The organism is Microbacterium sp. STN6, from assembly GCF_026410545.1.
GTDB lineage: Bacteria > Actinomycetota > Actinomycetes > Actinomycetales > Microbacteriaceae > Root112D2.
On sequence record NZ_JAPMIT010000001.1, the window covers coordinates 119,729 to 134,607 of the forward strand.

Annotated in this window: 12 protein-coding genes; 3 read left to right on the top strand and 9 right to left on the bottom strand. The window is 70.1% G+C overall.

The window, feature by feature from the left end; translation table 11 throughout:
- Positions 1-53: 53 nt before the first annotated feature.
- Complete coding sequence (locus OSC27_RS00585; RefSeq protein WP_267179481.1) at positions 54-953, bottom strand: alpha/beta hydrolase; 900 nt, start codon at positions 951-953, stop codon at positions 54-56.
- A 178-nt stretch (positions 954-1,131) separates the two neighbouring features.
- Between OSC27_RS00585 and OSC27_RS00590 the strand changes: the two genes are divergently transcribed.
- Complete coding sequence (locus OSC27_RS00590; protein ID WP_267179482.1) at positions 1,132-3,510, top strand: alpha-L-rhamnosidase; 2,379 nt, start codon at positions 1,132-1,134, stop codon at positions 3,508-3,510.
- A 43-nt stretch (positions 3,511-3,553) separates the two neighbouring features.
- Here OSC27_RS00590 and OSC27_RS00595 read toward each other — a convergent pair whose 3' ends face one another.
- Positions 3,554-4,411: a helix-turn-helix transcriptional regulator gene (locus OSC27_RS00595; protein ID WP_267179483.1), complete on the bottom strand. Its 858-nt coding sequence runs from the start codon at positions 4,409-4,411 to the stop codon at positions 3,554-3,556.
- A gap of 125 nt (positions 4,412-4,536) precedes the next feature.
- Here OSC27_RS00595 and OSC27_RS00600 point away from each other — a divergent pair, with 125 nt between their 5' ends.
- The gene (locus OSC27_RS00600) at positions 4,537-5,382 is read left to right on the top strand and encodes an aldo/keto reductase (protein ID WP_323373860.1); all 846 of its coding nucleotides are present in this window, start codon (positions 4,537-4,539) and stop codon (positions 5,380-5,382) included.
- Positions 5,383-5,396: 14 nt separating this feature from the next.
- Positions 5,397-6,371, top strand: a complete 975-nt coding sequence (locus tag OSC27_RS00605) for an aldo/keto reductase (protein ID WP_267179485.1) — start codon at positions 5,397-5,399, stop codon at positions 6,369-6,371.
- Between the two features lie 91 nt (positions 6,372-6,462).
- On the opposite strand, the gene OSC27_RS00610 is transcribed toward OSC27_RS00605, so the two are convergent.
- From OSC27_RS00610 to OSC27_RS00640, 7 genes are all read right to left on the bottom strand, one after another.
- The gene (locus OSC27_RS00610) at positions 6,463-7,965 is read right to left on the bottom strand and encodes an acetyl-coenzyme A carboxylase carboxyl transferase subunits beta/alpha (protein ID WP_267180381.1); all 1,503 of its coding nucleotides are present in this window, start codon (positions 7,963-7,965) and stop codon (positions 6,463-6,465) included.
- Positions 7,965-9,248, bottom strand: a complete 1,284-nt coding sequence (locus OSC27_RS00615) for a CaiB/BaiF CoA transferase family protein (protein ID WP_267179486.1) — start codon at positions 9,246-9,248, stop codon at positions 7,965-7,967. The genes OSC27_RS00610 and OSC27_RS00615 overlap by 1 nt, the downstream gene beginning before the upstream one ends.
- Complete coding sequence (locus tag OSC27_RS00620) at positions 9,245-10,483, bottom strand: DUF3500 domain-containing protein (protein ID WP_267179487.1); 1,239 nt, start codon at positions 10,481-10,483, stop codon at positions 9,245-9,247. Before OSC27_RS00620 ends, OSC27_RS00615 begins: the two co-directional genes overlap by 4 nt.
- A complete protein-coding gene (locus OSC27_RS00625; protein WP_267179488.1) occupies positions 10,470-12,188 on the bottom strand; it encodes an FAD-dependent monooxygenase in 1,719 nt (572 codons plus the stop codon). Before OSC27_RS00625 ends, OSC27_RS00620 begins: the two co-directional genes overlap by 14 nt.
- On the bottom strand, positions 12,188-13,066 hold the full coding sequence (locus tag OSC27_RS00630; protein ID WP_267179489.1) for a fumarylacetoacetate hydrolase family protein: 879 nt from the start codon (positions 13,064-13,066) through the stop codon (positions 12,188-12,190). The genes OSC27_RS00625 and OSC27_RS00630 overlap by 1 nt, the downstream gene beginning before the upstream one ends.
- Before the next feature lie 111 nt (positions 13,067-13,177).
- Positions 13,178-14,008: an IclR family transcriptional regulator gene (locus OSC27_RS00635; protein ID WP_267179490.1), complete on the bottom strand. Its 831-nt coding sequence runs from the start codon at positions 14,006-14,008 to the stop codon at positions 13,178-13,180.
- 179 nt (positions 14,009-14,187) lie between these two features.
- Entirely contained in the window at positions 14,188-14,859 is a 672-nt protein-coding gene (locus tag OSC27_RS00640) for an ABC transporter ATP-binding protein (RefSeq protein ID WP_267179491.1), read from the bottom strand.
- Between the last annotated feature and the right edge of the window lie 20 nt (positions 14,860-14,879).

Genomic DNA, 14,879 nt, shown 5'->3' on the forward strand with positions numbered 1-14,879 from the left:
CACCGGGCTTTCTATTACGGGTGGGCTGGTTGTTGCTGAGGTTGGTGTGGGTGCTACGGATGCCGCGCGAGCGCTTTCGAGAAGAAGTCGCGAATCACGTCGAGCGAGGCGGGCGGGCCGGCAGCGGCCTGCGTCGTGCCGTCATGGGCGTGCAGGATGCGGCACGCGGCATCCGGTTCGGCCTCGAGGCGGCCCGAGTCGAGAGTGATGCCGGTCTCTGGCCCTGGCTCGGGGGTGTCGGCCGGGTTGAAGAAGCCGTGGCCGAAGCCTTCGATGAGATAGAGGGTCGCGTCGTGCCCCCGCGTGGCGAGGGCGTCGAAGAGTCGCTCGCTCTGCGATGGCGGCATGAGCGGGTCCGCGGTGCCGTGCATGATGAGGAAGGGCGGCGCCGCGTCGGCGACCTGCAATGCGGGGCTCGCCTCGCGGGCGGCGGCCAGATTCTCGGCCACCGGCCCGCCGAGCAGGGCTTCCGTGGGCGGCACGGCCTGATCAGGCGTTGTGAGGTCGGCCGGCCCGTAGCCGTCGACCACCGCCTGCACGGCAGCCGAGACGTCGGTGTCGGTCTCGCCCGGCAGTGCCTGCCGCCACGAGGTCACGCCCGCGAGCGCGGCGAGATGGCCGCCGGCAGACGAACCCCAGAGACCGATGCGGTCGGCGTCGAAGCCGAGGTCGGATGCGTGGGCCCGCACCCAGCGCACGGCACGGCGCACATCGTGCAGCGGGGCGGGGAAGCGGGCCTCGCCGCTGAGGCGGTAGTCGATCGAGACCATGGCGAAGCCGTCGGCGGCGAAGTGCCGATCGAGGTGCGGGGCGCCGGTGCGGTCGCCCATGCGCCAGGCTCCGCCGTGCAGCCAGATGATCACGGGAAGGGGGCCGTCAACGTCCGGACGCACGATGTCGAGGAGCAGCCCGGGGGCGTACTCGATGCCGGAGAGTCGCGTGACCTCGTGCATGGTGCCTCCCTGCGCCGTTGCTCCAAGCGAAGCGTGCTTCGCGGGCGAAGTACAGGTCTATCTGCCAACCGAGCATGAGGAATGTCCACATGATCCCGCCGACGCATTCGGGGAGAATGAGCGAGAGCGAGCGCGCAGAGAGAGCGCACCTCAGCTCAGCCGACGCGAAGGAGCGCACGTGGAATCGCTGGCCGACGCCCGGTGGATCGAGCCGTTCGAGCCGCAAGACCCCGGAGCGGGCCTGCGGCCGGCGTATCTTCTGCGGCGCTCGTTCGTGCTGACCGAGGCCCCGACCCAGGCGCGCGTCGACGCGACGGCGCACGGCGTCTATGAGCTCTTTGTGAATGGTCAGCGGGTCGGCGATGAGGAACTGGCTCCCGGCTTCACCGCGTATCGCACCCGGCTGCAGGTGCAGTCGTGGGATATCGCCGGGCTGCTTCGGCCCGGCCACAACGTGATCGGTGCGATCCTCAGCGACGGGTGGTTCCGGGGCAGGCACGGGTTCGTCAGGCATGCCGACGGCTTCGGGGCGCGCACCGCTCTGCTTGCGGCGGTGCATGTGACGTTCCCGCGCGGAGAGACGGGCACGATCGTGACGGACGCCGACTGGCAGTCCACGCCGGGGCACATCACCCGAGCCGATCTCATGGACGGGCAGACGGTGGACTTTCGGCTCTACGACGCGTCGTGGTGCATGGCCGAGCCAGAGGGGGAGACGCAGGCGGGTGCGCTGATCTGGCATCCGGTCGCCCTCGGCGAGGGCGCGCTCTACGACGACCGCCGTCGTCTCGTGCCGAACGAGGGGCCGCGCCCGCGCCGCATCGAGACCCTCGCTCCGGCCGCCATCGCCGCCCCGCGCCCCGGCACGGTCGTGGTCGACTTCGGGCAGAACATCAACGGCTGGGTGCGGCTCGAGCGCCTCGGCCCGGCGGGAACCCGACTCACGCTCACCCACGGCGAGGCGTTGGATGCGGCCGGGCTCGTCACGACCGATCACCTGCGCGCCTTCGACTTCGCGACGGGCGCTGTGCTGCCGGCCGGCCAGGTCGACGAGGTCATCTCAGCGGGCAGACAGAGCGACGTCTTCGAGCCTCGGCATACCACGCACGGATTCCGCTACGTTCAGCTCGACGGCGTTGTGGAGGCGCCGAGCGCCGACGAGATCCGCGCCGTCGTGGTGCACACCGACCTGCGCCGGGTCGGCACGTTCGCGTGCAGCGACGCCCAGCTGAACGCGTTCCACGACGCTGCCGTCTGGAGCTTCCGGGGCAACGCCTGCGACATCCCCACCGACTGCCCCCAGCGCGAGCGCTCCGGCTTCACCGGCGACTGGCAGGTCTTCGTCGCGGCTGCGGCCCTCGTGTACGACGTGCGTGCATTCTCCGAGAAGTGGCTGCGCGATCTCGCGGCAGATCAGTGGGCGGATGGCCGCGTGCCGACGATCGTTCCGAACCCCGGCGGCGACCGCCCCTCCGGCCACGCATTCGAGGACATGTCGGCCGGCTCCGCGGGCTGGGGAGACGCGGCGGTGCTCGTTCCGTGGGAGTTGTGGCGGTCGTACGGTGACATCGAGATCCTCGCCCGCCAGCTGCCGTCGATGCGGCGCTGGGTCGACTACGCGGCGGGGTGCGCGGCGTCGGCGCGTCACCCCGAGAGGGCCGCGCGGCGGCCCCATCCGTCAGATCATGAGCAGTACCTGTGGGACAGCGGGTTCCACTTCGGCGAGTGGCTCGAGCCGGGTGTCGAACCCAACCCCGACCCCACCGTGGATCACGGCATCGTGGCGACGGCGTTTCTGCACCGCTCGGCGCACCTCGTCGCGCGAGCGGCGGCGCTTCTCGGCGACGCGGCCACGGCGGCGCACTACGACGCGATCGCCGAGGGGGCCCGGCAGGCGTGGCGAGCAGAGTACGTGCGGGCGCACGCGCGCCTCACCGAGGAGTCGCAGGCCAACTACGTGCGCGGCCTCGCGTTCGGCCTCTTCCCCGAGCGCCAGGCCCGGGAGGCTGCCGCACGCCTCGCGCAGCTGATCGCCGAGAACGGTGGCCGGCTCGCGACAGGGTTCCTGAGCACGGGGCAGCTGCTGCAGGCGCTCGCCGACAACGGCCAGGAGCGCACCGCGTTCGAGGTGCTGCGCTCGCGGGGGGTGCCGTCGTGGCTCGGCATGCTCGAGCGCGGGGCGACGACCATCTGGGAATGGTGGGACGGCGTCGACGGCGACACGGTTCGCGGCTCGCTCAACCACTACAGCAAGGGCGCTGCGATGTCGTTCCTCTACACGCACATCGCAGGCATACGGATGCGGGCAGAGCCCACGCCGCTCGAGGCCGGCTACCGTCGCGTCACGATCGCGCCCCTCGTGGGTGGCGGCCTGACGTGGGCCAGCGCCTCCGTCGAGACGGAGCACGGCCTCGTGTCGTCCGCCTGGCGCCTCGAGGGCGACACGCTGCGCCTCGAGGTCGAGATCCCGCCCGGCTGCACGGCGGAGATCCGCCTGCCCGATGGCAGCCCCCGGCCGCTGCGGCCAGGTCAGCACACCCTCACTCTTCCCGTGTAGCTTGACGGCAGCTTGTTTACGGCGTGCCGTGGGTCTCAGACGGTTATACGTTGGGCGTTGGGGTGGCAGCGAGGCTGCCGAGCAGTCGCACTCTTTCTTCGGAAGGTGAGCCGGGTTCGGTCGTGTAGGCGAACATTTCCCAGCCGGGGTGGGCGGGGAGCTCCATCGCTTCGAAGGTGAAGGCGAGGTCACCGACTGCGGGGTGGCGGATGCGTTTGGTGCCGACTCGGTGGTACCTAACGTTGTGGGCGGCCCAGCGAACGCGGAAGCCGTCGCTGCGGGTGACGAGTTCTCCGATGAGATCGGTGAGGGGCTTGTCGTGTGGGTTCTGGCCGGCGTAGCTGCGGAGAGTGGCGACGATGCTGTCGGCGCCCTGTTCCCAGTCGGGGTAATAGAGGCGCGCTGCGGGGCTGAGGAAGGTGAAGCGGGCATTGTTGCTGCCGCTGGCTGGGTCGTCGATGATCGGCGCGAGTAGAGCCCGGCCAAGGTGGTTGGTGGCAACGACGTCCATGCGCCGGTTTCTGACCCAGACGGGGGTCTGCGTCACGGCGTCGAGGAAGCGCTGCAGACTGGGGGTGACCTCGTTCCTGATCGAGCGGATGCGCCGCCGGGCGCGTCCGGGGGCCGCGCTGGCGGCGAGGTCGTGCAGGTGCGCTGCTTCGGCGTCGTCGAGGCGGAGAGCTCGGGCGACGGCGTGAAGGACCTCGGAAGAGACACCGGCGAGGTTGCCGCGTTCCATCTTGGCGTAGTAGTCGGTGCTGACTCCGGCCAACATCGCCACCTCTTCGCGGCGCAGCCCTGCGACGCGGCGGCGTCCGCCGCTGATGAGGCCAGCCTGATCGGGGGTCAGTCGCTCGCGGCGGGTGCGAAGGAAATCGCTCACCTCGTCCTGAGTGCTCATGCTTTCACCATACGGCGGAGCCCACGTGTTATCCGTGCTCTGGCTGTACGTGGATGACCCCGCACTCCCTCCGCTCGCGAGATAGGCGTGCAATGGATGTAATGACTACCGCAGAAGGAGCCCACATGCAGACCCTCACATTGAACAATGGCGTGGAGATGCCGATCCTCGGCTTCGGCGTCTACCAGATCCCGGCCGAGGAGACCGAGCAGGCGGTGCTTGATGCGATCAAGGCCGGATACCGCCTGATCGATACCGCCGCCTCCTACGGCAACGAGGAGGCCGTCGGCCGGGCGATCGCCGCCAGCGGCATCCCGCGCGAGGACCTGTTCATCACCACGAAGCTGTGGATCCAGAAGCGTGGCGAACAGGGTGCGCTCGACGCGTTCGAGACGTCGATGAAGAAGCTCGGCCTCGACTACCTCGACCTGTACCTGATTCATCAGCCGTTCGGCGACTACTACGGTGAGTGGCGCGCGATGGAGAAGCTGTACAAGGACGGTCGTATCCGCGCAATCGGTGTCTCAAACTTCGCATCCGACCGCCTGGTCGATCTGATCGCTTTCAGTGAGGTGGTGCCGGCGGTCAACCAGATCGAGACGAACCCGTTCCAGCAGCAGGCCGACTACCAGGAGCTGTTGAAGTCTGAAGGCGTGCAGATCGAGGCGTGGGCGCCGTTCGCCGAGGGTAAGAACGACCTGTTCAGCAACCCGGTCCTGACCTCGATTGGGCAGAAGTACGACAAGTCGCCGGCTCAGGTGGTGCTGCGCTGGCTCGTGCAGCGAGAGGTGGTCGTCGTGTCGAAGTCAACCAAGCCGGAACGGATGCAGCAGAACATCGACGTGCTCGACTTCGAGCTCACCGACGACGACACGACTCAGATCGCCTCCCTCGACCAGGGCGAGTCGCAGTTCTTCTCCCATGTCGATCCGGAGATGGTGCGCTGGCTGACTGGCCGCGCCGAAGCCTAACCGAAAGGAACACCATGAAGTACACACGACTCGGCAACTCAGGACTCAAGGTCAGCCGCATCGCCCTGGGATGCATGAGCTTCGGCGATCCCTCCAGCGGGCACCTCTCGTGGACGCTCCCGCAGGACGACGCCCTGCCGTTCTTCGAGCAGGCGCTGGAGAAGGGCATCACCTTCTGGGACACCGCCAACGTCTACTCATACGGCGACTCCGAGCGGATCGTCGGCGAGGCGCTGCGCCGCTTCACCCACCGGGAAGAGATCGTGCTGGCGACCAAGGTATTCATCAAGGTCGGCGAGGGGCCAGGAGATAGCGGTCTCTCGCGCAAGGCGATCATGCAGCAGATCGACGCTTCCCTCAGCCGCCTCGGCACCGACTACGTGGACCTGTACCAGATTCACCGCTTCGACCCTGAAACCCCGGTTGAGGAGACGATGGAGGCGCTGCACGACCTGGTGAAGGCCGGCAAGGTCCGCTACATCGGCGCGTCCGCGATGTGGGCGTGGCAGTTCGCCAAAATGCAGCACGCCGCCGACCTGCACGGCTGGACCCGATTCGTCTCCATGCAGGACCAGTACTCCCTCCTCTACCGTGAGGAGGAGCGGGAGATGTTCGGCCTGCTCGCCGACCAGGGCGTCGGCAGCATCCCCTATAGCCTTCTCGCTAAGGGACGAGTCGCAAGGCCCGCCGGTGAGGCAACTAAGCGCTCTTCCGACGATCCCGTGGGCAACAAGTTCTTCGCCGACGCTGACCGCGACCGGCCCGTCATCAACGCCGTGCAGCGTATCGCCGAGTCACGCGGCGTCGCCATGGCGCAGGTCGCCATGGCCTGGGTGCTGAGCAACCCCGTCGTGACCGCACCCATCGTTGGCGCCACCAAACCACACCACCTCGAAGACGCAGCCGCATCCGTCGACCTCGAATTATCGGACGATGAACTCGGGAGGCTGAACGAGCACTACCGCGTCCGCGACGCCGGCGGCTTCTGAGCAGAGGGGCGACGTGCCGAAACAGTCAGAATAGCGTCGGCGCCAACGGCCTGCTGAATTTCGAGTGAGGCGCGAGCGGACGAGGTGGCACTCAGAGGCCGAGGGCGCGGAAGCGGCGGTGACGCTCCGCGAGCCGCTCGTGCGAGCGCATGTCGCCGAGTGCGTGCAGCGCGTGTTCGAGTGCCTGGCCCGTGCGCCGGCAGAAGGCGCGCGCCTCGTCCGCGGCATCCGGTGTCTCGGGCACGATTGCGTCGACGATGCCCGCGCGAAGCAGAGCGGATGCGCCGATTCCCTGCGCCTCGGCCAGTTCGGCGGCGTGCGTCGTGTCGCGGAACAGAATGGCGCTCGCGCCCTCGGGCGGCAGCGGCGACAGCCAGGCGTGCTGCGCGGCGAGCGTGCGGTCGGCGGGAAGCAGCGCGAGCGCCCCGCCGCCCGAGCCCTCGCCGAGTATGAGCGACACGGTCGGTGCCGCGAGCGCCACGAGGTCGCTTAGGCAGCGGGAGATCTCGCCGGCGAGCCCGCCCTCCTCGGCCTGTTGCGAGAGGGCGGCTCCCGGTGTGTCGATCACCGTGACGAGAGGCAGCCCCAGCTCGTGCGAGAGCCGCATACCGCGCCGCGCCTCACGCAGGGCGGCCGGGCCGAGGGGTCCGGCCGAGCGCTGCGTCTGCCTGTCCTGCCCGAGCACGACGCAGGGCGCGTCGCCGAATCGCGCGAGCGCGAGCAGCAGGCCCGGCTCGTTCTCGCCCTGCCCGGTGCCGTTGAGAGGCAAGACGTCGGATGCCGCGTGCCGCAACAGTGCGCGAAGGCCCGGCCTGTCCGGGCGTCGCGAGCGCTCGACGGCCTCCCACGCCGCCACGCCCGTGCCGGGCGGGAGCGTCGGCGGCTCGGGCGAATCCGCTGTCACGGTCGAGGCCACGGATGTGGTGCGCGGGGCGAGCAGCACGTTCAGTGCGCGGTCGATGATCTCGGGCAACTGCTGCGGTTCGAGCACGCCGTCGATCAGCCCGTGCCGATACAGGTTCTCCGACGTCTGCACGCCCTCGGGAAATGGCGCGCCGTAGATCGCCTCGTACACGCGCGGGCCGAGAAAGCCCACGAGCGCGCCCGGCTCGGCCACGGTCACGTGCCCCTGGCTCGCCCACGACGCCATGACACCGCCGGTGGTCGGGTGCCGCAGGTAGACGAGGTAGGGCAGGCCCGCGCTCTTGTGACGGCCGATGGCGGCCGAGATCTTCACCATGGCGACGAACGCGGCCGTTCCCTCCTGCATGCGCGTGCCGCCGGAGGCCGGCCCGGCCAGCAGCGGGATCCCCTCGCGTGTTGCTCGTTCGATCGCGAGCGTCAGGCGCTCTGCCGCCGCGCGCCCGATCGAGCCGGCCATGAACGCGAACTCGCTCGCGACGAGCGCCACCCGGCGCCCGCGCACCAGGCCCTCGCCCGTGAGCACCGACTCGTCGACGCCGCTGCGCTCCCGCGCCCGCTGCAGGGCGGCCGCGTAGGCCTCCTCGGGGTGGGTGTCGAGCGGCTCCTCGTCCCACGAGACGAACGACCCGTCGTCGCACAGCAGCGCGATCAGCTCGCGTGCGCCCGGCATCAGCAGGCCTCGGTCGAATCCAGCCACGCCATGACGGATGCCGCGTGCTGGTCCAGCGTCGGAGGGCTGTCATGCCGTCGGCGCGTGGTCTCCACCTCGCCCTCGCCCGCCGTCTGGAAGAACCGCAGTGGCGAGCCGGGAAGCGTGATCGGCCCCAGCACCGGATGCTCGACGTCGACCAGCAGCCCCTGCGACGCCACCTGGTCCCACGCGTACACCTCGTCGAGGCTGCGAACCCGCCCGGCGGGAATGCCCGCCTCGGCGAGCCTGGCCAGCAGCGGCTCGGGCGCGTAGCCGGCGAACGCCCGCTCGACGACCCGGATCGTCTCCTCGCGGTTTCCGACGCGCTCGGCGTTCGTCGCCATCCCCGTCGCCGCCGCATCGAGCCCGAACGCGTCGCAGAACCGCCGCCACAGCGTCTCGCTGCCCACGCTGATCTGCACAGACCCACCCTGGCAGGCGAAGAGCCCGTACGGCGCGATCGACGGGTGGTGGTTGCCCTGCGCCCGGGGCACCTCGCCCGCCACCGTCGCGCGGGTGCCCTGGAACGCGTGCACGCCCACGAGTGCCGCGAGCAGCGACGTGCGCACCACCTCGCCGCGGCCGGTCGACTCGCGCCGGTGCAGGGCCGCGAGCACACCGTATGCGCCGTAGATTCCAGAGAGCAGGTCGCCGATGGGCACGCCCACGCGTTGCGGGTCGTCGGGCCCCGATCCGGTCATCGACATGAGTCCGGCCTCGCCCTGCGCGATCTGGTCGTAGCCGGCGCGGCCACCCTCCGGACCGTCGTGGCCGAATCCCGTGATCGAGAGCACGATCAGCCGAGGGTTCAGCTCGTGCAGGCGGCCCGTCGAGAAGCCGAGGCGATCCATCACGCCCGTGCGAAAGTTCTCGACGAGCACGTCGGCCCGCGCGATCAGCCGCTCAAGGGTGTTGCTGCCGGCATCCGTCTTCAGGTCAAGGCACACCGACTCCTTGTTGCGATTGCACGAGAGAAAGTAGGTGGCCTGCGGGTCGTCGGCCGGACCCACGAAGGGCGGGCCCCAGCCGCGCGTGTCGTCGCCGGTGCCCTCGGCCTCCACCTTGATCACGCGCGCGCCGAGGTCGCCGAGCATCATGGCCGCGTGCGGACCGGCGAGCGCCCGGCTCAGGTCGAGAACGACGAGACCTGCCAGGGGGCCGGATGCTGCGCCCGCATCCGCCTGCACGGTCTCTGCCGCCGCCGCAGCGCCTGATCGCGCTCGGCTCGACCACTGCCCGCTCTGTTGCACCTGTGCACTCATCGCCTGGCCCATTGTTGCACGAGTTCGTGGCCGTAATCGTTGCCGTTCGGGGTGCGCAGCACCGTGTGGATATGGAAGTCGGCGGGCTCGGTGTTCGCGAGGAACACGCCGCAGTGGTGGTCGAGCTCGGCGATCACCACCGGGCTCTGGATGCGGTAGTAGAAGGGCTCGTCGCCCTGCCAGCCGCCGATCCATGAGAAGAAGGTCTCGTCGGCATGCTGCTCGATCTCCCGCAGCCGGGCGCGGGCCGGGCCGTCGGGCAGCAGTACGAGGAACGCCCGCAGAATGTCGGCGACGAGCGCGCGCTGCGCCTCGCCCAACGCGCTCAAGCGAATTCCCTCGTACGGGATCACCCGGTTGTCCTGGAAGCAGCCGGCGAGGTGCCGCTCGTCGCCGGGGTGAACGCGGCCGGGCGGCATCTCGCCGTCGACCATGTGCCGGTACACGATCACCTGGTCCCGCTGCTGCTCATCGAGGCTTGCCATGAGTGCGCGGGCGGGCGCGATGCGATCGTCGAAGACGCGAAGGCCGGCGCGCGGCCCCGCGTCGACCGAGCTCGGTTCTGCGCCGAGAAACACGGGGGCGACGACCAGCTGCCCGTCGACGACGAGGGCGTTGACCGCCACATGGTGGCCGAACAGCTGCCAGCCCCACGGCTCCCTCGCCGACGGCTCGCCGAAGACAGCCACGTTGTAGCTGAACTTGTTCATGATGAGCGGCAGGTCCACGACCTCGCCGAGAAACCCGTTGATGTACATGCAGTCCCGCACGAGGGCGTAGCCGCGCTCGCCGAGGCTGGCACGCACGAGCGCCATCGCAGCGGCACGCACGGGCTCGTCCACCTCGTCGAGCCGCAGCCCGGTGTCGTGCTGCATGAACTCGGGGTTGGCCCAGCTGCGCCACTCGTCGGCGTCGAGCGGGTAGCGCAGCTGCTGGAGCTGCTGGGGGGTGAGGGTCGTGAAGAGCGCGAGTGCGGCATCCGTCATTGACGTCGCCGGCGCGGCCTCGCCGTCGGCGGGGCGCTCGAGCCGGTAGAGGCCGCTCCGCACGGTGCCGTCGTTGGTGATGCCGCGGAACGGCTGCGGGTACAGCGGCGCCCAGCCGGCGATGAGACCGCCGGTGAACGAGTCGCCCTTGGCGTGCTCGGCGTACTGCCGGGCATCGAGCCCGCGGATGTCGGCCACGCGCGGGTGCTCCGGCGCATACACGACCTCGCGAAAATCACGCGGAGACATCGGTGAGGCTCCCTTCCGGTTCGATCGTCGCGGCACCGCCGACGCCGATCGCGAGAGCCGTCGCCGCGCCGGCGGGTGCGTAGCCGCGCCAGGCGACGTGCTCGTCTGGACGCACCAGCACGGCCGCCGCCTGCCACAGCGAGGCCGCGGACTGGCCGGCCTCGAGCGCAGCCTCGCCGCTCGACCCCAACAGCACGATGCGCAGGGGGATGCCGTGACGCTCTGCCGCCCCGCTCACGAGCGGCAGCTGCGCGAGGGCGCCTGCCCCCATCGCGTCGGCGTCGACGAGCAGGGTGAAGCCAGGGCCGAGCAGGTCGTACACGCTGCGGGCGTCGGCGAGCCACGCATGCGGCAGCAGCGAGCCGGGGTGCGCCGACGGCGTGTACTCGATGGGGTCTTCGTGCGGCGCCGGCGTGCCGTCGCCGACCACGAGGGGCGAGGCCGGGTACTGGTAGCCGAGCACGAGCCCGAGCGAGTGGAACTCGCTGCTCTTCACCTCGAGCGCCTCTCTGACGAGGCGACGCGCCTCGGCCCCCGCCGGCGAATCCTCCCCGAGCAGCCCGTCGGCGAAGTGGTACGCGAGCGCCGTTCCGTTGAGCCCGGCGTCGTGAATGGTGCGGGCCGCAACCGGGCGCCGCTCGAGCTCATAGCTGTCGAGCAGCCCCTCGCCCGCCCAGCCCTGCAGGCTCGCGGCGAGCTTCCAGCTCAGGTTCGCGGCGTCGCCGATGCACGTGTTGAAGCCGTGTCCGCCCCACGGCGGGTTCAGGTGGGCGGCGTCGCCGAGCAGGTACACGCCGTCGCCGCCGTAACCGTCGGCGAGCAGCATGCGCGCCGTCCACGGATCGGTCTCGATCACCTCGAACGCGAGCTGCTCGCCCACGAGCGCCGCGAGAAGCTGCTGCGCATCGAGGTCGTCGCGGTCGGGGTCGACCCCCTGCACGATCGCCCACCACGTGTCGTCCCTGTCGAGACGCCCCACGATGCCGGATGCCCCCGGGGCCATCACCCAGTACTGCACGGCGGGGTCGAGCGTCACGCGCTCGCCGAGTTGCGGCGCGCGGAACAGCACGTTCAGGTTCGAGCGCTCGGCCGAGGATCCGCTCAGCGCGATGCCGAGGCTGCGCCGCACCATGGAGCCGCTGCCGTCAGCGCCGACCACGTATGAGGCGTGGATGCGACGGGTCGCGCCCGCGGCATCCGTTACCTCGATGCCGCGCTCGCCCTCGTCGCCCGGCACGACCGCGGTCGCAGTGAGTCCCGTTGCGAGCGTCGCGAGAGGAGAGGCGGAGACGGCCTCACGCAGCACGGTCTCGACCGTGGGCTGGGGAACCTGCTGACCGGCCTCGGGCTGGGGGCCGTATCGGGCAGCCGACAGCTGGAAGGCCTGCTCGAAGCGCGTGACCTCGAAGCCGGTCAGGCTCGAGCAGAAGATGACGCACTCCGAGTAGTCGAGGCTGAGCGGGGATGCGGCGCGCAGGGTGTCGGCGAGGCCGAGCCGGCGCAGATGCGTCATGGTGCGGGCGTTGGTGGTCTTGGCGCGTGGGCGATTGGCATCGATGTGTTCGCGCGTCTCGATGACCAGACTGCGCACGCCGCGATACGCGAGGTCGAGCGCTAGGAACAGCCCGCTGGGGCCGCCGCCGACAATGACGACGGGAACATGATCGGGCAGCGCAGCGAGGTCGCCCGGTGGGGTGGCGCCCATCAGGCGTCCGCCCGCGCGTCGGGGCCGGCGATGGGCGTGACGAGCGTGCCAAGGCGGTCGACCTCGACTTCGACCGTGTCGCCTGGCTGCAGCAGCCACGGCGGAGTGCGCACGTAGCCGACGCCCTCCGGGGTGCCGCTCACGAGCACGTCGCCAGGGTGCAGGGTCATCGTGCGGCTCACGAGGGAGAGGATGTGGCCGACCGAGAAGATCATGTCGCGCGTGTTGCCGTTCTGCACCTCGACGCCGTTGACGCGCGTGCGCACCTGCAGGCCGTCGCGCAGGTCGCCGACCTCGTCGGCCGTGACGAGCGGGCCCATCGGGCCGCTTCGGTCGCCGTTCTTGCCGAGCGTCCACTGGGCGGTGAGCTTCTGCGCGCGTCGGCAGGTGAGGTCGTTGAACGTGGCGTAACCGAACACGCTCTGCGCCGCCGTGCGCTCGTCGGCGTTCTGGATGCGGCGGCCCACGACGGCGGCGATCTCGCCCTCCCAGTCGAGGCCGGCCTCGCCGTCGGGAACGGGCGCGGCGACCCCGCCCACCGAGAGCGAGGCCGTCCAACGGCCGAAAATGGTGGGGTACTCGGGAACCTCGAACGAGCCCTCGGCGGCGTGTGCGCGGTAGTTGAGGCCCACGCACAGCACGCGGGCGCTGGCGGGTATGAGGGGCGCCTGCGTGACATCAGCCAAACGGATGCGCTTGGCGGGTTCCGTACCGCCTGGCGCCTCGGCCGTGCCGCCCGCCAGCCGTGCCGCAGCCCGCTCCCGCCACAACGCCGCGTCGGCCCAAAACTCATCGACAGCTGCGAGGTCGACGACCTGGTCGTCCGAGACCGCGGCGACGCGCCGGCTCGTCTGCGTCGTGATGCCGATGAACTTCATGCGTGCCCTTCGTCGATGCGTCTTCGCAGTGCAAGTCTGCGAGGGCGAGCGGGCGCGCTGACACGTCGTTTCCGTTCAATGGAACAGCGGCGACAGCGAGGGCCGATGGGCTCAGTCGGCCTCGAGGTCGGGGCGAATGTGCACCCCATCGAACTTCTCGTGTCGGTAGCCGAGGGTGCGCGAGATGGCACGAGCCGTCGCGCGAACGGCCGGCGCGATCGCCTGGGGCGAGGTCGAACCGTCTGGCACGAGAATCGACAGCGCCGCGACCGTTCGCCTGTCGGCGTCCTGAACGGGCGAGGCGACAGAGACAGTGGCGGATGGCGCGCTTCTGTGCACCACGGCGAGACCCGTGCGCGCAACATCGACGAGTTGCCTCCGAAGCTCGTCGGGCGTGAACGTGGCCATCCCGGGCTCGAGCTCGGGAGGCTCGCTCACCATCTCATCCTGAAAGCGACGGGTCGCTGCAGCCAGCAGCACGAGCCCGACCGCTGTCTGGGTGAGGGGGAGCCGGCCACCGACCCGGTAGGCCACGCTGGGAGCGTTCCTCGACGAGAGTCGCTCGATGAGAACCGCATCGCGCCCGTCGCGCACGGCGAGCAGCACATGGTGGCGCGTGACCTCGTAGAGGTCCTCCATGAACGGCAGCGCGATCTGCCGCACGCCGTGGCCGCGCGGCGACAGCGACGCGATCTCCCACAGGCGCACCCCCACGACGTACCGGCCATCGTCGAGGCGCTCGAGGGCGCCCCACTCGACGAGCCGAGCGGCGAGGCGCAGGGCCGTCGTCACCGGCATCTCGGCGTTTCGGGCGAGCTCGGAGAGCGTCATCGAGCGCCGTCGGTCTGTGAACGCGCCGAGCAGGCTGAGCGCACGGTCGACCACGGGCTGCCCCTGCGGCGGCCGCTTGCCTCGAACGGGCCCGGTGCTCTCGCTGCTCATGATGGGCAGTCTCGCACACGCTGGTGTGCCGGGTTTCGAGACAGCCGGCCATGCCGGCTTCCTCAACCCGCTTGGTGCGTCGGCTTCCTCAACCCGCTTGGTGTGCCGGCTTCCTCAACCCGCTCGGTGTGCTGGGTTTCGAGACAGCCGGCTGTGCCGGCTTCCTCAACCTTCGAATGCTATGCGGCCTCGCGCACGGTGCCGTGCTTGATGTGCAGGCGGCGCTGCGCCCGCTTCGCCACCGCCGAATCGTGCGTGACGATCACGAGCGTCAGGCCGCGATCCCGCCACATCCCCTCGAGCAGGTCCATGATCTCGTCGCGTGTCTCCTCGTCGAGGTTGCCCGTCGGTTCGTCCGCGAGCAGCACGCGCGGCTGCTTCACGAGCGCCCGTGCGATCGCCACCCTCTGCTGCTGCCCGCCCGAGAGCTCGGCAGGCAGGTGACTGCCACGGTCGGCGAGCCCGACCGACGCCAGCGCCTCCGCGGCCCGCTGCCTGCTCTCTGCGCGAGCCAGGCCGAGCGGCGCGAGCGCCGTCTCCACGTTCTCGTTGGCGCTCAGCGTCGGAATCAGATTGAACCCCTGGAAGACGAAGCCGATCTCTCGGGCACGCAGGCCGGCCAGCTTGCGATCCGGCAGCGCGGACAGTGCCGCATCCGCCAGCAGGACCTCCCCGGAACTCGGCCGGTCGAGTGCGCCGAGCATCTGCAGCAGCGTGGATTTTCCCCCGCCCGTCTGCCCCTGAATCGCGACCAGCTGCCCGTCGGGTATGGCGAGCGTCACGTCCTTCAGCGCGGTGATGGTGCGCTTCGACTGCACGTAGGTCTTGGTGACATTGGTAAGCGTGTACATGGTGTTCCTTTTCGTTGAAG